General features: G+C 41.4%; 26 protein-coding genes. 11 read left to right on the forward strand and 15 right to left on the reverse strand.

Annotation, left to right across the window (positions count from 1 at the left end):
• Positions 1-10 precede the first annotated feature (10 nt).
• A complete protein-coding gene (locus tag FILTAD_RS02740) occupies positions 11-274 on the reverse strand; it encodes a metal-sensitive transcriptional regulator (protein WP_124068977.1) in 264 nt (87 codons plus the stop codon).
• Between the two features lie 298 nt (positions 275-572).
• On the opposite strand from FILTAD_RS02740, the gene FILTAD_RS02745 reads away from it, so the two are divergent.
• The 3 genes from FILTAD_RS02745 to FILTAD_RS02755 all read left to right on the forward strand — a co-directional run bounded on the left by FILTAD_RS02745 (position 573) and on the right by FILTAD_RS02755 (position 3,307).
• Positions 573-794 carry a DUF2187 family protein gene (locus FILTAD_RS02745; protein ID WP_124068978.1) on the forward strand — a complete coding sequence of 74 codons (222 nt, stop codon included), beginning with the start codon at positions 573-575 and terminating at the stop codon, positions 792-794.
• 311 nt (positions 795-1,105) lie between these two features.
• Positions 1,106-2,332: a peptidase T gene (gene pepT, locus FILTAD_RS02750; RefSeq protein WP_124068979.1), complete on the forward strand. Its 1,227-nt coding sequence runs from the start codon at positions 1,106-1,108 to the stop codon at positions 2,330-2,332.
• Between the two features lie 12 nt (positions 2,333-2,344).
• Positions 2,345-3,307 carry a DMT family transporter gene (locus FILTAD_RS02755; RefSeq protein ID WP_124068980.1) on the forward strand — a complete coding sequence of 321 codons (963 nt, stop codon included), beginning with the start codon at positions 2,345-2,347 and terminating at the stop codon, positions 3,305-3,307.
• Between the two features lie 76 nt (positions 3,308-3,383).
• On the opposite strand, the gene FILTAD_RS02760 is transcribed toward FILTAD_RS02755, so the two are convergent.
• The 6 genes from FILTAD_RS02760 to FILTAD_RS02785 all read right to left on the reverse strand — a co-directional run bounded on the left by FILTAD_RS02760 (position 3,384) and on the right by FILTAD_RS02785 (position 9,508).
• Entirely contained in the window at positions 3,384-4,481 is a 1,098-nt protein-coding gene (locus FILTAD_RS02760) for an ABC transporter substrate-binding protein (protein ID WP_238988125.1), read from the reverse strand.
• A 14-nt stretch (positions 4,482-4,495) separates the two neighbouring features.
• Positions 4,496-5,284, reverse strand: a complete 789-nt coding sequence (locus FILTAD_RS02765; RefSeq protein ID WP_124068981.1) for an ABC transporter ATP-binding protein — start codon at positions 5,282-5,284, stop codon at positions 4,496-4,498.
• 4 nt (positions 5,285-5,288) lie between these two features.
• On the reverse strand, positions 5,289-6,110 hold the full coding sequence (locus FILTAD_RS02770) for an ABC transporter permease (RefSeq protein WP_238988126.1): 822 nt from the start codon (positions 6,108-6,110) through the stop codon (positions 5,289-5,291).
• 228 nt (positions 6,111-6,338) lie between these two features.
• The gene (locus FILTAD_RS02775) at positions 6,339-6,692 is read right to left on the reverse strand and encodes a rhodanese-like domain-containing protein (protein ID WP_124068983.1); all 354 of its coding nucleotides are present in this window, start codon (positions 6,690-6,692) and stop codon (positions 6,339-6,341) included.
• Positions 6,693-6,709: 17 nt separating this feature from the next.
• On the reverse strand, positions 6,710-8,107 hold the full coding sequence (locus FILTAD_RS02780) for an MBL fold metallo-hydrolase (RefSeq protein ID WP_124068984.1): 1,398 nt from the start codon (positions 8,105-8,107) through the stop codon (positions 6,710-6,712).
• Between the two features lie 132 nt (positions 8,108-8,239).
• Positions 8,240-9,508, reverse strand: a complete 1,269-nt coding sequence (locus tag FILTAD_RS02785; protein ID WP_124068985.1) for an acetyl-CoA hydrolase/transferase family protein — start codon at positions 9,506-9,508, stop codon at positions 8,240-8,242.
• Positions 9,509-9,609: 101 nt separating this feature from the next.
• Here FILTAD_RS02785 and FILTAD_RS02790 point away from each other — a divergent pair, with 101 nt between their 5' ends.
• Positions 9,610-10,320 (forward strand): hypothetical protein, encoded by a 711-nt coding sequence (locus FILTAD_RS02790; RefSeq protein WP_124068986.1) that lies wholly within the window; start codon positions 9,610-9,612, stop codon positions 10,318-10,320.
• A 50-nt stretch (positions 10,321-10,370) separates the two neighbouring features.
• Positions 10,371-10,694 (forward strand): CHY zinc finger protein, encoded by a 324-nt coding sequence (locus tag FILTAD_RS02795; RefSeq protein ID WP_415579403.1) that lies wholly within the window; start codon positions 10,371-10,373, stop codon positions 10,692-10,694.
• A 48-nt stretch (positions 10,695-10,742) separates the two neighbouring features.
• Here FILTAD_RS02795 and FILTAD_RS02800 read toward each other — a convergent pair whose 3' ends face one another.
• On the reverse strand, positions 10,743-11,822 hold the full coding sequence (locus FILTAD_RS02800; RefSeq protein ID WP_124068987.1) for an AI-2E family transporter: 1,080 nt from the start codon (positions 11,820-11,822) through the stop codon (positions 10,743-10,745).
• A gap of 332 nt (positions 11,823-12,154) precedes the next feature.
• On the opposite strand from FILTAD_RS02800, the gene FILTAD_RS02805 reads away from it, so the two are divergent.
• The 3 genes from FILTAD_RS02805 to FILTAD_RS02815 are packed head-to-tail and all read left to right on the forward strand — an operon-like array spanning position 12,155 to position 13,526.
• Positions 12,155-12,424 (forward strand): winged helix-turn-helix transcriptional regulator, encoded by a 270-nt coding sequence (locus FILTAD_RS02805; protein ID WP_124068988.1) that lies wholly within the window; start codon positions 12,155-12,157, stop codon positions 12,422-12,424.
• 38 nt (positions 12,425-12,462) lie between these two features.
• Positions 12,463-12,846: a CidA/LrgA family protein gene (locus FILTAD_RS02810; RefSeq protein WP_124068989.1), complete on the forward strand. Its 384-nt coding sequence runs from the start codon at positions 12,463-12,465 to the stop codon at positions 12,844-12,846.
• Entirely contained in the window at positions 12,837-13,526 is a 690-nt protein-coding gene (locus FILTAD_RS02815) for an LrgB family protein (RefSeq protein WP_124068990.1), read from the forward strand. The genes FILTAD_RS02810 and FILTAD_RS02815 overlap by 10 nt, the downstream gene beginning before the upstream one ends.
• Here FILTAD_RS02815 and FILTAD_RS02820 read toward each other — a convergent pair.
• Positions 13,504-14,049, reverse strand: coding sequence for a P-loop NTPase family protein (locus FILTAD_RS02820; RefSeq protein WP_124068991.1), 546 nt, complete (start codon positions 14,047-14,049; stop codon positions 13,504-13,506). The two genes, FILTAD_RS02815 and FILTAD_RS02820, sit on opposite strands and share 23 nt — an antisense overlap.
• A gap of 479 nt (positions 14,050-14,528) precedes the next feature.
• Here FILTAD_RS02820 and FILTAD_RS15920 point away from each other — a divergent pair, with 479 nt between their 5' ends.
• Positions 14,529-14,672: a hypothetical protein gene (locus tag FILTAD_RS15920; protein WP_203229636.1), complete on the forward strand. Its 144-nt coding sequence runs from the start codon at positions 14,529-14,531 to the stop codon at positions 14,670-14,672.
• Between the two features lie 188 nt (positions 14,673-14,860).
• Here FILTAD_RS15920 and tatC read toward each other — a convergent pair whose 3' ends face one another.
• The 5 genes from tatC to FILTAD_RS02845 all read right to left on the reverse strand — a co-directional run bounded on the left by tatC (position 14,861) and on the right by FILTAD_RS02845 (position 19,136).
• Positions 14,861-15,754 (reverse strand): twin-arginine translocase subunit TatC, encoded by an 894-nt coding sequence (gene tatC / locus FILTAD_RS02825; RefSeq protein WP_124068992.1) that lies wholly within the window; start codon positions 15,752-15,754, stop codon positions 14,861-14,863.
• 12 nt (positions 15,755-15,766) lie between these two features.
• The gene (gene tatA / locus FILTAD_RS02830; protein WP_124068993.1) at positions 15,767-15,967 is read right to left on the reverse strand and encodes a twin-arginine translocase TatA/TatE family subunit; all 201 of its coding nucleotides are present in this window, start codon (positions 15,965-15,967) and stop codon (positions 15,767-15,769) included.
• 43 nt (positions 15,968-16,010) lie between these two features.
• Positions 16,011-17,723 carry a GMC family oxidoreductase gene (locus FILTAD_RS02835; protein WP_124068994.1) on the reverse strand — a complete coding sequence of 571 codons (1,713 nt, stop codon included), beginning with the start codon at positions 17,721-17,723 and terminating at the stop codon, positions 16,011-16,013.
• A gap of 14 nt (positions 17,724-17,737) precedes the next feature.
• Positions 17,738-18,493, reverse strand: coding sequence for a gluconate 2-dehydrogenase subunit 3 family protein (locus tag FILTAD_RS02840; RefSeq protein WP_124068995.1), 756 nt, complete (start codon positions 18,491-18,493; stop codon positions 17,738-17,740).
• Between the two features lie 250 nt (positions 18,494-18,743).
• A complete protein-coding gene (locus FILTAD_RS02845; RefSeq protein WP_124068996.1) occupies positions 18,744-19,136 on the reverse strand; it encodes a hypothetical protein in 393 nt (130 codons plus the stop codon).
• Positions 19,137-19,340: 204 nt separating this feature from the next.
• On the opposite strand from FILTAD_RS02845, the gene FILTAD_RS02850 reads away from it, so the two are divergent.
• Positions 19,341-19,532: a CsbD family protein gene (locus tag FILTAD_RS02850; protein WP_124068997.1), complete on the forward strand. Its 192-nt coding sequence runs from the start codon at positions 19,341-19,343 to the stop codon at positions 19,530-19,532.
• Positions 19,533-19,578: 46 nt separating this feature from the next.
• On the opposite strand, the gene FILTAD_RS02855 is transcribed toward FILTAD_RS02850, so the two are convergent.
• Positions 19,579-20,073, reverse strand: a complete 495-nt coding sequence (locus tag FILTAD_RS02855) for a YflT domain-containing protein (RefSeq protein WP_124068998.1) — start codon at positions 20,071-20,073, stop codon at positions 19,579-19,581.
• A gap of 156 nt (positions 20,074-20,229) precedes the next feature.
• Between FILTAD_RS02855 and FILTAD_RS02860 the strand changes: the two genes are divergently transcribed.
• The gene (locus tag FILTAD_RS02860; protein WP_238988128.1) at positions 20,230-20,535 is read left to right on the forward strand and encodes a DUF3243 domain-containing protein; all 306 of its coding nucleotides are present in this window, start codon (positions 20,230-20,232) and stop codon (positions 20,533-20,535) included.
• The last annotated feature ends 4 nt before the right edge of the window (positions 20,536-20,539 follow it).

Here is a 20,539-nt window from a genome sequence, read left to right on the forward strand (position 1 = left end):
ATCAACTAGTTTAGCGACTCTTTACTAATAGATCCACAGCTTCTTTTACAATTTCTTCTTGTGTTCTCGATTCAGTTTCATCCGTATTTTGTATGCAATCTACTAAGTTAGAGCTGACGATGACACCTATCGTTCTATCGATCGCTGACCGGGAAGCTGATAACTGCGTGATGACATCCTTACAGTCTTTTTCTTCTTCCATCATTCTTAAAATGCCTTTGATTTGTCCATCAATTCGTTTCAATCTATTTTTTACTTGGTCGTTGTATTCCATATATTCAGCTCCCTTCATTGAATGCTTAATTAAATATTATACCCCCGCAGGTATATTGTCAACAAAAACTCTTGCCTATTTACACTCTATAATGTACAGCAAACCTATAATAAGGATTTACTTGGTGCTTTATTTCAGCAAAACTCGTCGATTTGTGGTATACTGTGGGTAGACAACTTTTTGAACATCGTTTTAGGACGAGTTGTTTTTTTCTTTTACCTATACTGCGCTTAGGACTGTACCTAAGCATCTTTTAATATAGGTTTGAAGACGAAAATAAACAATAGGGGGAATTCGAATGGCTTTTCCACGTAGGGATAAAGAAGTTTCGCCTTTTGTCGCTGCACGACAAATCGATGAACAAATTACATTCGTTCGTAATGATTTTGAAGTGAATGGTACGATTTTTAAGATTTTGGAGAACTCTGTCATTGTCGAAATTTCAGAGGAAGACGCCGACAAAATCGGTGCTGCATCCAATCTTACTGTTGTTGCGCATAAGAATTACTCAATCGTCTAACGATTTTCATTAGCTGCCTGTAATCCTGTTATTTTACGGATTGCGGGCGGTTATTTTTTTTGCAAAGATTGAAGGTTGATAAATACTTCCTCAATCTTTTCTATAAGTAGGTGGAACAGAAGGGCACTTACTATCACTCGGTTCGTCTATGACATTTCAAATTGGTGTGCTTTTATTATGGCGGTGTATTATACTGCACAGCGTTTTTACAGCCGCAAGTGTCGGCACCTGAGTTGTAAAATATTCCGTCAACCTGAACAATCTGATAAGATAGGAGTATCGCAAGTTACTTTTAGGAGGAGTTTTTTAATATGAAAGAAAAACTAATTGAACGTCTTGTACGATATGCAAAATTCGACACACAATCTGATGCTGACAGCACATCCACTCCCTCGACATCTGGACAGTGGAATTTGTTACACGAACTTCAAAAGGAATTGTCGGAAATTGGTTTGGAAGAGATTACACTTGATGAAAACGGATATTTGTTCGCTTCACTTCCCACAAACACAGATCGCGATGTACCCGTTATTGGATTCTTGGCACATGTCGATACGGCAACTGAGTTCACTGGGAAAAACGTTAAACCACAACTAATTGAACACTATGACGGCAAAGACATTGCGCTTAATGAAAAAACAATCATGAAAGTAAAAGACTTCCCTGAATTGAAAAACTACATTAATCATACACTTATTACGACCGACGGCACAACACTTTTGGGTGCCGACAATAAAGCTGGAATTGCAGAGATTGTTACTGCAATGGAATACTTAATAGCCAACCCTACAATAAAACACGGCAAACTACGTATTGCATTTACACCTGATGAAGAAATCGGACGTGGTCCACATAAATTCAATGTTGAAGCATTTGGTGCCAAGTATGCTTACACAATGGATGGCGGTCCGATTGGTGAATTACAGTATGAAAGCTTTAACGCAGCAAGTGCAGAAGTGACGTTCCACGGAACTAGCGTTCATCCTGGTTCTGCAAAAGACAAAATGGTCAACTCTATTTTGGTTGCTAACCAATTCCATGCGGCCATGCCTGCCGATGAAATTCCGGAAAAGACGGAAGGCCACGAAGGTTTCATTCACCTTATGCAATTCGAAGGTTCTACTGAGGAAACAACGCTCAGTTATATTATCCGGTATTTCGATCGTGATACATTTGATGCCAAGAAACAGTTATTCGTTGAAACTGCCGATATCTTGAAAAAAGAATACGGTGACGATGTGGTATCACTTAAGATTAACGAACAGTACTTCAACATGGGTGAAAAAATTAAACCTGTCATGGAGATTGTTGATATTATTTCTGACGCGTTTAAGAAACTAGATATCGAACCAAATATTGTCCCTATCCGCGGTGGCACTGATGGATCCCAACTTTCCTATCTGGGCATGCCGACACCGAATATTTTCACTGGTGGCGAAAACTATCACGGTAAATATGAATACATTTCCGTTGATAATATGGAGAAAGCAACGCATGTCATTATTGAAGCGGTTAAGCTTTTCGAAGCGCGTGCATAAGGAGGTCGCCGGATGAAGGCCATTTGGATCGGAATTCTTTCATCTGTATTTTTTGCGGTAACATTCGTACTGAATAGATCTATGGAGTTATCAGGGGGAAGCTGGCTTTGGAGTGCCTCCCTTCGCTATTTTTTCATGGTACCTTTTTTAGTAGCAATCGTTGCCTACCGCGGTGGACTCGGTAGCGTGAAGCGTGAGATGGTTGCGAAGCCTGCTCCGTTTTTCATATGGAGTGTTACAGCTTTTGTCTTTTTCTACGCTCCGCTAACATTTGCCGCCGCCTACAGTCCCGGTTGGTTACTCGCGGGTACTTGGCAGTTGACAATTGTTGCAGGTGTTCTTCTCGCTCCGCTGTTTACGATACTCGTTAACACCAAAGACGGTGAAAAGAAAATCCGTCATAAAATACCTGTCATATCACTTGGTATTACATTGATCATCCTGGCAGGTGTCGTACTTATTCAAATACCGAATGCACAAAACGTGGATACAAAGACGTTGGTACTCGGTATCTTACCCGTCATATTGGCGGCGTTCGCATATCCACTTGGCAACCGAAAAATGATGGAATTACTAAGTGGTCGACTGGATACGTTTCAACGTGTACTCGGTATGACATTGATGACGATTCCTATCTGGATTGGCTTTGCCCTCTATGCATGGGTAACTGTCGGACTACCATCCATGAATCAGATAGGACAGTCTTTTATCGTCGCCATCAGTTCAGGTGTTATTGCCACTACGCTTTTTTTCATGGCTACTGATCTTGTGCAGGGCGATCAAGGGAAACTTGCGGCCGTTGAAGCGACACAGTCAACAGAACTCATTTTTGCGATGATTGGCGAAATGCTCATTTTACATATCGCACTTCCAGGTCCCATTGCGTTGGTTGGTATGGCAGTCATTATTGCCGGTATGGCACTGCATAGTTTCCAGACAGCACTCGCGAAAAAGAATTTGCCCGCCACCGATTAAGGTACGGGCAATTTCTTTTGGGTTGTTATCACCGACTCGAGGGGTAGGTTATCACCGCTTTGGCAACCGTTATCGCCTATTCCCGATCATACTCTCCGATCGTCTCGACTGCCTTCTCCGTTATCGATGTATCAATCGCCTTGTCGAAGTCGATTTCGCCACGGATGGCCCCGTTCGCCTTGTAGGTCTCATATTGCTTTTTAATATCGTCAATGAACATCTTCCCATCTGGATCAAGCCCGGTGACGTTTACTTTTTCCCACAACGCAGGATCTTTCATAGCTGTATGCTTTGTCATTATACTAATCACTTCATCTAATCCAATGTCTTTATGAAATGCATTGTTGTAATCGCGTACACCTTTTAAATAAGCGGCCATGAAACGCAGTGAAATATCCTCTTCTTCGTCCATGAATTGAGGCGACCCAAGTACTAGTGCAATCTGAGATTCAGGAGCGTAATCTGTCGCGTCCTTAAATCGGACATGGAAACCATTTTCGATACCCTGGGTAATAAGCGGTTCGATACTAAGTGCAGCGTCGATTGTACCCGCATCGATTGCGCCAAGCATCGATCCGAAGTCTGCAATATGCACGTATTCAACGTCATCCTCAGTCAGTCCGGCATGCTTTAGCATTTCTTCATAAATATATCCGTCAATTGCATTACGCGACGATACTGCGATTTTCTTTCCTTTAAAGTCCGCATAGTCTTTTATTTCATCGACCATATGATTACCGATGACAAAAGTGAAATACGATTCTCCTGGTACGTTATGCCCTTTATCCGCAATAATTTTGACGTCAATTCCTTGTGCGATTGCGTTGAAAAAGGATGCAGTCGAAACGCCTCCCGCAATATCAACTTCCCCCGCTGCTAGTGCTGGCAGCATATCATCGCTGTTCCCAAACTTCGCAAATTCTACTTCGATGTTGTAGTCCTCAAAATAGCCTTTTTCTTTGGCAATATAAAATCCTGCACCGGAAGCGGCACCGTCTTCGGCAATGACAACCTTTGCTCTTTTTTCTAGTGGTGCCAAATCTCCTGATGGATACCCATCATCATCACTGGCGCCTGTCTCTGGTTTTGCCGTTTCCTTCGGAGAACATGCGCTTACTAGTAATGCTAATACAAATAATGCGATGAACCACCCGCTTTTCATCCACCTTGTCATAGTAGTCCTCCTTTTCAATCATCTTCCAGCCTTGAGCGCTGTACCTCTTCTTGCAAATGTTTCCAAATCCTAATGAACTTTCCCGCTACAATCGGATCTTCCCGTATATCTTCCATCCTTCTCGGTCGTGGCATATCTACGATAATTTCGTCGATGATCCTCCCGGGCTGTGAGCTCATGAGAAGAATACGGTCACTGAGCAGTAATGCCTCGTCAATACTATGGGTAATGAACAACACCGTTTTACCTGTTTCCGACCAGATTGATAACAATTCCTCTTGTAAGATGAATTTGTTCTGTTCATCAAGTGCAGCAAACGGTTCATCCATTAACAGTATTTCCGGGTCATTCGCAAATGCCCTTGCAATACTGACCCGTTGTTTCATGCCTCCGGACAATTCTTTCGGATACAAAGAAGAGAACTTTTCTAGCCCGGTCTTTTTCAAGTAATAGTCTGTTCGTTCTTTCACTACTTTTTTAGGCAGATGGCGCATCTTAAGCCCAAACGCGACGTTCTCTCGTACAGTAAGCCATGGAATAATCCCTCTTTCTTGGAAAACCATTGACTGAAGGGGGCGATCTTCCCCACCGGTTGCAATTGTAAATTCCCCGATACTTGGCGTTTCAAGATCTGCCAGAATACGAAGAAGTGTCGTTTTTCCACATCCGCTGGGCCCAACGAGACAGACGAATTCACCATCATTAATCGTCAGTGAAATATCATCCAATGCTGTAACACTTGCTTGCTTTTTATAAAATGCTTTTGTCAAATTACGAATATTAATTTTTATTTCCTTGCTCATGCATTCACCTCCACGGTAGAATCTTTTTCTGGATGCCTCGTAACAATAGCGAAAATAGGTAACCGAAAAATGAAATGAGGATGAGCCCTACATACATTTCTTGTAACAAGAACGCTTTGTATGAGGTCCAAATCAGGAAGCCAATCCCCGAGGTAGCTCCCATCATTTCCGCTGCAACAATTGTTAGAAGCGCAATCGCCTGCCCCATCTGAATTCCTTCCAGCATGACCGGCATCGCACCTGGTAAAGCAATTTTCAAGAAAAAACTCTTTCTATCAGCGCCATAGTTTTTCGCAACATCCAAGTATATCGAGTCAATATTAATGACGCCTGCAACTGTGTTAATAACTACAGGAAAAAATACACTTCCTGCAATCGTTATTACTTTCGACAAGTCCCCAATTCCAAAAAGAATAATGATTATCGGAAGCAAAGCAAGTGTAGGTATCGGCATGAGTGCCATTACAATCGGTGATATGAAATGTCGGATTGGCGAATAAAGTCCCATTAATAGACCGACTATGATACCCGGAATGACGCCCAGTAAGAACCCCAATAGAATTCTATATAATGAAACACCGATATGATTGGCCATCTCACCGCTTGAAAGCATTTCGATAAATGTACCCATGATTGCTGTTGGCGGCGGAAAAAAACGAATATCCATTATCCCCGTCCTCGACATGAACTCCCACAATAAGAGCAGGAGTAGTGGAGAGGCAATCGTTAACAGTTGTTTCAGCCGTTCTTTCGTTTGCCTTTGCTTCCATTCACGCTGTTCAATTTCAAATGGATCGTGTCTACCAACAGTTTTGTCTTTTTTCAACTTCCACCACCTCTTCATGTAAATTATATGTTTCCGCCTAACAGAATGAGTGGGCGGATTAAGGGAAACCGAGGCTTTCTGACAATCTTTTTGACAGGTTCAATGGACGCCTTTCAAGATAGTCCGGACTTTGCTAAACTTCTTTAGATACCCTCATTTGTAAACATAAAAAAACGTCTTTCAAGCCAAATCATAGTGGCTTAAAAGACGTTCTTTGACGTATTCACTTCATCCTTGCCAAGCACTCATACCGCCCTTGACATTAATAACATTCGTAAATCCTGACTTCGATAAAATCTTCGCGGCTTGCGCACTGCGCATGCCGCTTTGACAAATAACAACTGTTTCCTTTGTTTTGTCAAGACTACCCACTTGTGATTTCAACGTATTTAATGGAATGTTTTTAAACTCCTTAATATGGCGCCCTTTGAATTCGGCCGGTGTACGGACGTCAATAAGTTGTTTCGTTTTGTCGCTCAACATTCCCTTCACGTCAGTCGTTGTTACTGTCTTCACTTCTTTTCCAGGCATCATGCGCCAGAGGAAATACCCGACAATCAGTACAATAAATAACCATTCCATTTCAGTTTCCTCCTCATTTATTCTGTTTCATACCCTGCTTTCTTGTATGCCGCATAACCACCAGCCATATGTTTCACATTTTCAAAACCACGGGATTTCAATACACTTGCAGCAATCGCGGATCTTGCACCACCTTGGCAATGCAAAAGTAGTTCCTTATCATCAGGAATTGCGGCACTGCGTAGTTTTCCCAAGAAGCTGTGATGTGCATCCGGAAGATGTCCATCATTCCATTCAGTATCATTTCGAACATCTATTATAAATGCATTTTCATCTTTCATTTGCTCATTAAATTCATCTACATTAATTGTTCCATAAGTATTCAAAGCTGTCTCCGCCAAAATTGCGGGATCGGCAAATGCACGAATTCGGTCAAGACCAATTGAGTGAAGCGTGTTTTCAATTTCTACACGGTCGTCTATATCTGCGACAACGATAAGATCTTCATCGTACTTCGCTAGCCATCCGGCCCAATTTGCAAACGATTTATTGAACGGAATATTGATGGCATTTGGAAGTAGGCCTTTTTCAGCTGTTGCTGCAGGTCTTGCATCTATCACCAAATTACTTTCTTCCGATAGGACATCCTTCAGCTTTCCTGCGTCTCCGATAACCTCAATTACTCTGTTTTCCAAGATGGCAGGACCGCCTTTATTCACTTTCTTCATCTCAGCGAAATAGGTAGGCGCTTCCGGCTGACCTTTTAATAGTTTTTCTACAAAAAGGTTTTTATCATCGATTTGAAGCGCCCAGTTAAACTTTTTCTCGTAACCAACAGTTGAGGTTGGAACCGAACCGAGTGCTTTCCCGCACGCCGAACCAGCACCATGACCAGGCCAGACAATCAAGTGATCCGGTAATTGTTTGAAACGGTTAATCGATTGGAACATTTCCCGTGCCCCTCTAACAGCCGTACCACTAATGCCTGCCGCTTTCTCGAGCAAATCCGGGCGGCCAACATCGCCTACAAATACGAAATCTCCCGTGAAAATACCCATCGGTTCAGTTGCGCCGCCCCCGCGGTCTGTCAAGATGAAAGAAATGCTTTCGGGCGTATGGCCTGGTGTATGCCAGACATCAAAGTCGATGTTACCTATTGAAAACGTCGAACCTTCTTTTACAAGTTGTACATCGATTCCATCCGTATAACGATACTTCCAATTCTCATCACCTTCATCACTTAAATACAACTTCACTCCATGTTCTACCGCCAATTGACGGGCCCCTGAAACGTAATCTGCATGGATATGCGTATCTGCTGCTGCCGTAACGCGAAGCCCTTCTTTTTTAGCAGCTTCAATTATATGAGTAAAGGAACGTGGTGGATCGATAATAATCGATTCTCCTGTTCGTTGACAACCGATCAAATAAGCGTTTTGCGCCAAGTTTTTATCTGTAAATGATTGAAAATACATAAACAATCCCTCCCACATTTTTGTTTTTCTACTTCCTTACTTCGAAATATACCACACGGGGTATATTTGCACAATAAATTTGCTCCAGTAAATTAAAAACAGCACCCTACTAATAGGATGCTGTCCACTGCCTTATAGAATGCCGTTCTTTTTTGCTTCGAACAATAACTCTTCCCTAAACGCTGGATGCGCGATATTAATCAGTGCTTTCGCACGATTTGCTAACGACTTCCCGTGCAAACGTGCAATCCCATATTCTGTAACAATGTTATCGACGTCATTTTTTGACGTAGAAACGACAGAACCTGGCGTCAATTGAAATTTAATACGTGATATCGTGTCGTTCTTCACTGTTGAATGCATGCAGATATACCCCTTGCCGTACTTAGCAAGGTGTGCGCCACGTGCAAAGTCGGCTTGACCACCCGTTGATGAATAATAACGACCACCAATTGTTTCAGATGCACATTGTCCGTACAAATCCACTTCCGTAGTTGCATTGATAGAAACAATCCGTTCTTCTTTTGCAATTTCACGTGGGTCGTTTACGACACTGACGGGTAAAAACTCAACAGACGGATTGTTATGAACAAAGTCGTACAATCGCTGCGTCCCGAATGCAAAGGTTGCCACAATCTTCCCTTTGTGCGTACATTTATTCCGGCCCGTAACCGCACCTGAAGCTACTAAATCCACAATTCCATCCGTAAGCATTTCAGTATGGATTCCCAAATCACGATGGTCTTTCAACATCCCCATGACTGCATTCGGGATGGAGCCGATACCGATTTGAAGCGAGTCACCATTCTTAATGTCACTTGTTACGAACCTTGCAATTTCTTTATCTTTTTCACTAATCAGCGGTGCCTTTTCTTCAGACAAAAGCACATCGTTTTCGATGAAACCTGCTATTTGACTAATATGAATCTGGTTTTCACCAAATGTGCGCGGCATATGTTGATTCACTTCCAAAACAAATGGTACATTACCGATAAACTCGGAAACGTAATCCGCTTGCGTCCCAAGTGAAAAGTATCCATGCGCATCCATTGGAGAAGCCACAGCCATCACCATCGACATTTTCGTCACTTTTTTCAACATCCGTGGTACTTCATGGAATAGATTTGGTACCAATTCAACTTTACCTTCATAATACGCTTTCCTAGTTGCCCCACTTAAAAAGTAAGATACATGTGATAGGTGATTGTTCATTTCACCCAATATATAGTTCCGTTCTTTTAACGCTAACATCTGATGTATTTTTACGTTTCTTAGTTTCAAATAATTCTCTTCCAATATATCAAGCAGACGATGTGGCTCTCCGTTTGCAATCGGAACAATAATATCGGCCTCTTCTGCAATCAAGTCAAGTAGTTCTTCTGTATTCAATCTTTTTGACACGCTAATTTCACTCCTACCGGTATTTACATCATCTTATTATATCTCAGACTGAGCGCTTGCTCAACTTGGATGTTTTACTACTGAAACGATATAATGGAAGTATGACTAATTTAACGACGGATCAACTCAAACAATTGAATATGTATAGTATTTACGTTGACCAACCGGAACAGGTACTTTTCACGTTGGAAACACTTCTTGATGATGCTAAAACGGAAAATGTATTGAATGTCATTCAAGCAGTAAGCGGCAGTCCAAATCGAACAGTCGCAGCGTCTTATTTCATGCGCAGACTTGGCATGTTTACTGCACTTCAATTTTACAACCTGGCTGTATATGATGAACTATGGGTTGGTGAAATGAGCCGCCTTACGTTCGGTACAAAAGAAGAGTATGGGAAGTTATCAGTGAGTATGTTTGTTCATTCGAATGATTGGCAGGATGTGGAGGATAAAGATCGGCGGACTATCATCAGATACTTGTTAAAAGAAGAGTGCGATGCAGTCATCCGACAAATCCGCACAGTTTCCTCCGTCTCACCACTCACATTATGGGAAAATATTTTCGGCTATCTTCTTTGGCAATACCATGTCCTTTTAGGGAATCCCGCAACTGCCGAAGAGGCTCGAGTCGATCTTGATTTGTTGAAAGAAGACATGCTCTGGGAAGGAATTGCCTCACGTTCGTTATTCGCAACATATTTGAATGGATGCGAGCCTTCCCAGTTATTGAATACTGAAGTTCGCAAAACGTGCTGTTTTTCCAAAGATGTACCTGGTCTGATGCAGTGTGGATTCTGCCCGTTGAAGTAATCAGCAAGAACTTATATGTTACCAAGCATAAAGGGGATGCCATTTTGCTTATTAAAAATAAAATTTTGCGCGGCAAGATACTTGATAACGAAACCCGTTGTGCGCATTATCATATGGAAATCGATCGGATCGCCATTAAGTTTTATTGTTGTGACACCTATTATCCTTGTTATCAATGTCATGATGAGGATGGTTGCGGGAAACCGGCAGTATGGCCAAAAGATCAATTCGATAAAAAAGCGATTCTATGTGGAGGCTGCGGCCATGAATTGACTATTTCGGAATACTTGAATTGTAAGTCTGAATGTCCCGCTTGTTTGGCGGAATTTAATCCCGGTTGTAGTCTTCACCGGGACTTGTATTTTGAAACATGAAAAAGAAGCACTTTCCGCCTTTGGAAAAGTGCTTCTTTTTCTAGAATTCTATATTGTCTTCGTCGCAGCTTGCTTGATTTCCCGCCGTCTTGCGTAAATATTGCTCACTATCGCTTTGCCGACCGCATACGTTGGGATAGCAACGATAATACCGACAAAACCAGCGATATTTCCTGCTGCTAAAATAACGGTGATGACTGTCAACGGATGGATATTCAGTGATTTACCCATCACATTCGGTGTGATGAAGTTACTTTCCACTTGTTGTGCAACAACCATTACAATCGCAACGCCAATACCCACTTTAGGGTCCTGGATGAAACCGATGATCAGCGCTGGCACAACGGATATCCACGGTCCAATGAATGGAATAAGGTTCATGAATAGCCCGAAAATGGCTAGCAATAATGCATACTCAAGCCCAATAATTAGATAACCGATAAGTAACACGACACCTACAAAAAAGCTGATAAGCATTTGCCCTTGGATATACGAACGAAGAACGTTGTCAATGTCATGTAATGTTTTCTTTATCCATTCACGACGTTCTCCCGAAAAGAAATTATATATGAACGGTGCAAACTTTTCGTGATCTTTCAACATGAAGATAAAGAAGAATGGTACAAGAACTAGTAAAAACATAGCTTGGAAAAATGATTGCAAGAACTGAACAATCCATTTTCCGAATTTCATCGCAATCGATTGTGCGGAATCTGCAGCACTATCAATTGAATTCTGGAGTTTTTCCGGTAAATTCTTTTTTTCTTGTAATAAGACATCTTTCATTTGATCTACTTCTGTTGCGATTGTAGGCGCATTTTCAACCAGATTATTGACCTGTTTTGTCACTGGCGGTCCTATGATAGAGATGAAAATCCACACAACGATACCGAGGCTCGCAATAATCGCCAAAATACTGCCCCATCTAGGTACTTTTCTTTTCTCCAGAAAACGTTGCAATGGTTCGGTTATGTAATACAGAACACCGCCGAGCAATAACGGTAAGAAGATTACTTTTGCAATAATAACGAGTGGATCGAAAACCCATATGATGCCCACAAAGTATTTAATAATCAGCAAGACTAGTAAAATCCCTACGCCGACTTGAAACCATAACTTTTTCGTCAAAACTGTCACTTCCTCATCAACCGATATTTACAAGTTTATAGTTTAAAGTATACGTTGTTATACGGATAGTGTCGAAGGAAGTTTCAAGACTTTACCTTTAGTCGTTAAAAATTGTACGGCTTGGCTGGTGCTCCGAGTATCGCATTTAATGCCCCATTCGAAGGATATACGAGTGTGAAAGACCGTATTCTTGAACTCTCTTCTTATTTTCAAACCCCAGTTCACCTTTATCCCGTATTAACGGGCAGCGAGATTCCCTCTGAGTAACTAACCTCATATGTTACAATACTCAGTATCAAAGCCACTATCTTATCGAAAGGGGTTTTATTCTTATGAACGAATTTGAACTTTGTCCTCGTTTCGAAAAAGTCATTTCCATTCTTGGCCCACGTTGGACTGCACTTATTTTGTATCAGTTGATGGCAGGTCCGCGGCACTTCCGCATAATGACCGAGAAACTTGGTGTCAGCGGTAAAACGTTATCGGAGCGATTAAAAGATCTTGAACAACAAGACTTAAGCATTCGAAACGTCCATCCTGAAACGCCCGTGCTCATCGAGTATGCATTAACTGAAAAAGGGATGTCACAGACATGGATTTAACCCAAAACTATATACGAGTTAGAAATAGGATAAATCCTATGAGGTTTATAAAACAATTATCCCAAGTACTCATATTGTACGGCTTTTTCCTCGTAGGTGGATGGCTCCAAAGTGGATTGCATATACCGCTGCCCGGAAGTATCCTTGGACTGTTACTGTTATGGGCAGCTTTATCGTTGAAAGTCGTTTCTTTAAAATGGGTTGAATCGGGCGCCTACTTATTTCTATCTGTACTACCTGTCTTTTTTCTTCCCGCAACGGTTGGCGTAATGAATTATGGCCATGTCTTTACAGGTAAAGGATTCTTTCTGATACCGATTACAATCGGCAGTACGTTCATGACAATGTGGATCGCCAGTTTTGTCAGCCAAGCCATTGCCAGACGTACAGAAAAAAGAAGGGCGGGTTCGAAATGCAGCTAATACTACTCGCCATTCTTTTTATCTTTTTGACAATCGCTATTTACAGCGTGATGACTCTTGTCTACGTCAAATACCATAATCCATTTCTAATTCCGATTTTGACAACGACAATTGCTCTCATCATTGTGCTCCTTCTGTTCAATGTTCCCTATGAAACGTATATGATTGGCGGAAAGTGGATTGATAAGCTACTGGGACCAGCCATTGTAGCTTTAGCCATTCCTTTATACAAACAGCGCAAACTATTGAAGCAGTATCTATATCCTATACTTGGCGGCGTAACGGCTGGCATCATTATAGGCATGGTAAGTGGCATTTTTTTCGCGAAAATACTTGGGTTTTCAAAAGAAATCGTACTCTCCATCCTTCCAAAATCAATCACGACACCAATCGCTATGCAGATTTCAGATCAATTAGGTGGCATCCCTTCCTTGGCAACTGTCTTTGTCATCATTGCGGGGCTCGTGGGGGTAATATTCGTGCAGCCCTTTTTCAATTTTTCCCGTATTGATAGTGCGATTGGTCGCGGTATCGGACTTGGTGTGGCAGCGCATGCGCTTGGTACCTCGAAGGCAATTGAATACGGTGAGCAGGAAGCATCCATGAGTTCAGTGGCAATGACACTTTCCGCCATTCTTGGTTCCTTTCTTGGTCCGATTATTGCATGGTTTTTCTATTAAGAAGAGGATTTCCTTTCATTGTTTTTAAAAAGCCCTCAATTTGTGTAGGTGTTTTCAAATGATGAACGGTTTTCCCTTCATTTGCATAGTGTTGCATTCTTTTAATCATTGCCTTTTTCCGTGGTCCGTATGTTGTCAGGATGTATTTTAGAAATGCCCAATCTATCTTTTCTTTGCATCCTTCACCAATATCGTCGCGCGTTCTTCCATGAAATTGCACCCGACGCTTCAGTACACGATATAGGCAAATGAAAAGTGGCAGTTCCAAATAGATGACAGTATCTGCGTACGGTTCCCGGATTGCGAATGTCGAGCTATAGTTCCCTTCTATGATCCATTTACTTGTATGTACAGCACTTTCCTGCGCTTCTGTAAATTCTTCTTTTGACGCTTCAACCCAATTTGGTTTCCAGTATAGGCGGTCCAAATATGTGACCTTAATTCCAGTCAGCTCCCCTATTTGACGTGCAAACGTTGACTTCCCTGCACCCGCTGAAACCCCGATCACCATAACCTTGTTCATCCTATCCCTCCCTGAGATTATAGTGTTTGCCCGTTCTGAACTTAATAAATTATGTTGAACTAATGATTCTATGCAATTTCCAGCGAAGGCGCCTAACTGGGGTAGCCGAAGCAATAAGACTGACAGTGGTCTTCCGTCTGGCTTATTGCGGGAGGCATCCCCAAGCGCCGAGCGTTGTTGAGAGGATTCTTTATGTCAACATATATAGATATTATTCAATCCGGCTTCGATTCTGTCTTTTCAATCCTCCCACGTAATTTGCACATTCATCTCCATTTAACTTTTTACTACGTAAATAGATTCGCGAAATACACTGGTGAATCCTTCAAATCCTAGTAATCAGGCTCATTAAGATATTCATGAATGTACTTTAAATTTCCCCGTAAAAAATTTAAGTAAACGAAAAAAAGCATGAGTTTCCGTTTCTCGGGTATATTATCGTGAACCGAAAATTAAAAGCGAGGAGGTTGATGTGCACTATGAACAAAATAACAATGGCGGCACTTGGACTTGGCGCGGCGTACTTGATGCGAAATAAGGACGCAAGGGATAAGCTGATGAAACAAGTCGAATCATTTACAGGGGCGGTTTCACCTAAAAAAGGGCCGCAAAGTAATGCCTAACTCCTCCAGTCTCAACATGTAAAACCGAAACCAACTAGACCAAGGTCCTTTTACGGGACTTTGATTTAGTTGGTTTTATCTGTTTGGATTTTTGCTTCGGTATACCTATTCAGTTAACAAGGAAAAGCCGACTTCTGAAAATGAAAGTCGACCTTTTTCGTTCTATATTAAACGTTTTGTCTCAAGTTTTAGTTTGCCACAGCACTCCGTCTTTCAGCTCGCCTTACAATAAATATACTTGCTTCATAAAGTATTGCCATCGGAATGAGAACGATCAGCTGGCTCACGAAATCAGGTGGAGTAATTAGTGCAGAAACGATTGCAAGTGACAAGTAAGACCACTTTCTTACTTTTTTCATAGAATCAGCTGTTAAGACTCCAATTGCCGCAAGGAACATGGCAACAATCGGTAACTCAAATAACAACCCTAAAGGGACCGTTGTCATTAGCAGAAATCGTGCATATTCCTGTGCGGACACCATAACATTGAAATTCACAGATCCCAGTGCGACAAGGAAATTATAACTGATTGGATTGACAACAAAATAACCGAATGCCAGTCCGCCTACGAATAAAAGAAACATCAGAGGGGAATAAAGGCTGAGAAATTGACTTTCACGTTTATTCAGTCCCGGTTTCAGAAATTGCCAAAGGAAATGGCATAGAAATGGTAAAGACATTCCTAACGCAAGGGCAGTGGAAATTAGCATATAGAATTTTATAACTTCCAATGGTCCCAAAACAATAAGCTCATGTCCACGTGTTATAAACGGAAACCAAAGATTGATTGTGGAGAAAACAGCAATAATGAAGAAAAGAAATACCCCCGCGCTTTTAATAAGCTGTTTTCTTAAATCAGTAAGATGCCCGACAAGTGACTCGTCGTCTTCCGAACCGTCTCCGGTGCTATCTTCTGAAATCGGCTCAATCTTTTCAATTTCCGACTCTGTTGTGACTCTTTCAGTTTCTCCTTTTATCGTTACATCTTCAGGTTCAACTGGAACTTCTTTCTTCTTCTTTTCAACAAGAACTTTATCGAGCGGACTCAATATTTTACGATTATGGTCACCGTATGGATCCATTTCATCACCTACTTACAATTGATCCGTTTTCTTTAACTCTTTCGGTGCTGGTTCATCATCCTCGATAATATCCCGTGCTGATCTCTTGAATTCCGATAATGTCTTTCCAACTGCCGATCCAACCTCAGGCAATTTCCGTGGCCCAAAAAGAATCAGTACAATGACAAGGATAATGATTAAGCCTGGTACACCGATAGCTGCAATTCCTCCCATTTGTTCCGCCTCCTTTATTATCTACTAAGTGACTTCCTGTCATTTAAACAAGAGAGCCGCCTGCCTTGCTGTATTTAATAATTCCTTCAGCTGCACGATATGCTAATGCGCCTACTGTGCCTGTTGGATTATAACCACTGTTATGATTGAAGTTTCCTGCACCTACGACAAATAAGTTTTCAGCATCCCAATGTTGCAGGTAATTGTTTACAACACTATCTTCCGGATTTGCGCCCATAATTGTACCGCCCGTATTATGCGTAGATTGATACGGAACAATATCATAATCCGTAATTGGATTTCCGGCCATCACTGTCTTTGCGCCCATCTCTTTCATCACTTCTGCTGTTTTATCAGTGATGAATTTATGAAGATTCCGATCTTGTTCGGTGAAGTTATAGGTTAGCTGAAGAAGTGGTACGCCGTATACATCCTTATATTTGGGATCGAGTGACATAAAGTTCTCTTTGTGGGGCATGGAAGCACCCTGTCCGAAAACGGATAATGTACGTGTGAAATTTTCAATTGAAGACTTTTTGAATTCCGCTCCCCAAACCGGCACGTCCGGTGGTACTGGATTTGTCAGGATAGGTCGGTTGCCTGTTTGCGTAAGTGAAATACTGGCCCCATGGATGAAATCAAGATTACTATGATCAAAGTTATCGCCATTGAAATTATCAATTGTCATTCCAAGGGACCCCGCCCCCATAAAGGTATTCATTTGTTCATCGAAAAAACCTGTTGTTCCTGGTTCAATTTGATAACAATAGTTTTTCCCGAGTGTTCCTTTTCCTGTTTCGGGATTATATTGTTCGCCTATGTTCGAAACCATTAACAACTTGGCATTGTTCATCATATAGCTTGTTAAGACAACGACATCCGCAGGCTGGATGAACTCTTCACCCGTTTGCCTATCGATATATTTTACACCTGTCACTTTATTTCCCTGTTTCAATACTTCAATTACGTTTGCATGGAAACGGACATCGTAGTTACCTGTTTTTCTTGCAGTTGGTACAACTGTAATTTCCGGGGAAGTTTTTGCACCATACTCACAGCCAAACCGCTCACAAAATCCACAATACTGACATGCAGCAATTGTCTCTCCGTCGGGATTTTCATACGATTGAGATAAATTGGCCGATGGAACCATGAACGGGTCATATCCAAGGCTATTTGACGCCTTTTCAAACTTCTTGAGAAGGGGTGTTTTTTTCATAGGTGGATTTGGGTAATCCGATGACCGTTTTCCCCAAAAAGGATTCGTGTCCTCGCCTGATATGCCGGCCGTTTTTTCGAATTTATCGAAATATGGTTCTAGCTCGTCATATGTAATACCCCAGTCTTTAAGCAAGTAATCCTTTGACAGTTTATCCTTCCCATACTTTTTCTCTGTCATTGACTTGATTTGAAAATCATACGGCAAAAAACGGTATGTCATTCCGTTCCAGTGTGTTCCCGCGCCGCCAAGTCCCTCTCCAAGTAAAAATGACCCCATATGCCGCATTGGAAGAGCCCGCATTTTCCGGGTATTTCTAAACGTAATCGTCTCTTTTGACAAATCTTGCATCAAATCATAACGGATAGCATAGCGGAATTCGTCATGAACCATCAAAAAGTCTTCTGTACTTCGTTCATTTCCACGTTCTAGTCCTAGAACTTTCATACCTGCTTTTGCACATTCTGCACCAATGATGCCGCCGCTCCAACCAACTCCTACTGTAACAACATCCACTTTTTCCAATGTCTTCGCCAATCACGATTCCCCCCTTAATGTTCCATACTACTGACGGATTTTGGTTCAATCTTCACGAACTTCTCACTTTCAATCTCATTGATATAAGACATTTGGTGACCAGGAAACCCTTTCATCCGCCAGCCGTCCATATTGATATTTCCGTTATAGATTGGATCAGCGTAAGCTCCCTCAAGTGTTGCCGTTCGTAAAAGTTTAAAGAAAAACTCTGATGATACACCGATCATATTCACTTCATTCTTTTGGAAAGCTGTCAGTACTTCGTCCATCTGACCACCATCAATTTCAACGAATCTTTTATCAAAACGTTTTTGTGCCTCGCTATCTAGGCTGGCCATCCCTTGTTTAAAAATTTCTGCACGGGTTAGTTTACTTTGATAGCCTTGTGTTGACTCCCCAGCAAAAAATGGTCCTTGCATATATTCTTTTGCGTTACTCCCGTAATTTCCCGCTAGTTGGTTATCGATAAAGAATGGTACACCTAGACCAATTGCACCCGGTCCAAGATCGTCTTTAGGGAAAATCCGTTCAACCGCCTGGGATAACACATTGAACTCATTCTGATTCGTGAAGAACATCAATCCACGCGTATTGGTTGCTTGGGCATGCTCATCATTACCTTTTTTCTTGTCCAGGGTTCCTGTTCCACCCTTATTTGCGTTGTACCCGACGAGTCCTCCAATCAGGCCACCACCAACTAATGTTCCGGTTGCAATACCCGTTGTTTTAAGAAAATCTCGCCTTGATAGACCTTTCTTATCATCCGCCATCTTTCATCCTCCTAAAGCTCGGTTCTGCTACAACATCGTATTGTAATAATTCTTAAGCTTAAGCTTGCCAACTTGAAGTGATTTTAATACAAACTATGCATACTTTATATTCAGACAAAATATGTCGTTACTTATTGGTACCGTCTATCACATCAAAAGCTTTAAAATAATAAAGCAATGAAACAATAAAAAAAGACAATCTTATCCGTCGTTTTTCGACGGATAAGATTGTCTTTTTTTGGACCGAAGGTTAAAACCCGGAAATAGGAATCAGGTCTTCTTCAATAAGAATTTCATCTTTAGGAATTTCAATTATGTATTCAAACTTCCCATAAGGGCGTACAGCTATTTTTTCTTTAACGAACGGGTTATTTGTCACAAGTGCAATTGTTCCCAATCCTTCGTTAAACCCTTTCACTGCGAAACGATATCCCGAAATCATGGCATACGGAACGATTTCATATGCGTCATCAATTTCCTCAACGGAAACCGGCTTAATGAAAATATGTTCATTTCCATTCGTCTTTACAAATCCTTTGGCCAGGTCGGATGGATTTTTTGACTGCAAGTAATATTGTCGCTGATAAGAAACAAGTTCATACTCTTCATTATTCCATAAGGCAAATCGACCCTTACGTATCATTCCATCTCCCCCATATGTTTCTCATGCGATTCAACCTTTATTATACCCATTCCATAGTAAATTGGGAACGTATGTTAAGACGCATTTTCATCAGACAAATAAAGACTTTAGAACTGACAGCATGAACCGACTTACCTATTTGTTGTTTATCCTAGTTGCTCCAAGGGTACAGACCTCCATAAATATAAACATGGAGGGATTTCAATGACGGATGAATGGCTCTCAGATAAAGCTCAAGGCACAGTGAACAAAGCTATAGGCGAAACTGAAGACCAGGTTGGAAGCGCAACGGACAATGCCGAACTACAAGCTGAAGATAAATTCGATAAAATTAAGGGTGAAGCACAAGAAGAATTGGGTAAACTGAAAAAACATTTCAGTGACAAGGATAACTAATACAAAAAAAGAGCTGATCCGATTGCGGATACTGCTCTTTTTTTGCTTACAAGTTACCAGTATCGATACGCGGAACTGTTTCTTCGTTATCAAGAGAGCGGCTTTGATCATCCTGATTTGCTAATAATTCTCCACTTGGGCTTTGTTCTCCCTGACTATCCATTTCATTTTCCTCATCTTGATTTTTCATTTCAGCGTCATCACGATTAGTTTTTTTCGCGTCCACAAAAAAGGCAACCCCACCGAACTCCACTTCGGTGAAATAGTTCTTGGCTTGCTCTTCCGTAAATCCCAAGCGCATCAATATATTGACGACAATTTCCTCTCCGAAGAAAAGTGTATTGGAGTGATCCAACCACTTTCCTTCTTCCAAGCCAAGCAGGTGGATATCTGTCTCTCCCCGCATCATTAAAATGTTATCTTCTCCATTTGAAACCGCATAAATTTCTTCTTCAGAATGCCCTTTCGCTATCAACTCGGTAATCTTATTAAGAGCTGTGTCAATTGAATGAAAAGTCCCTACATACTTTTTATCCGCCACCTGAAACGCTCCTTCCTTTTCCCGTCAATACTTACGTTATCCTTTCTTTACCCGTTGATTTTTTTTGAAAACACTATTCTTCGCTTTTCAATAAATGTTTAGTTTCCGCCGAATAGGTGAATTCTATAGTCAGGACTGAAAAGGAGTGTTTTATGTATGGGCATGGAAGAAAAGATCAAAAAAGAACTGAATCAGTTAAACACAGAAAAAACAGAAGAGATTTTAGAAAGCTTCACGAATTTCAAACAATATCTTGCAGAAAAAGTTTCCAAAGGTGAAAGTCTTGGTCTGAGTGATGAACAGCTAGCTAAAACAACCGAAATCGCTGCAAACTATCTTGCAAAACATGAAGAACCGCGAAACCGTGAAGAAAAAGTATTGAAAGAACTCTGGAAAGCAGGTTCTAAAGAAGAGCAACATACGCTTGCCCATATGCTACTCAAAATGGTACGCGAAGCTTAATTTT

Origin of the sequence: Filibacter tadaridae (assembly GCF_900609045.1) — a bacterium.
GTDB lineage: Bacteria > Bacillota > Bacilli > Bacillales_A > Planococcaceae > Sporosarcina > Sporosarcina tadaridae.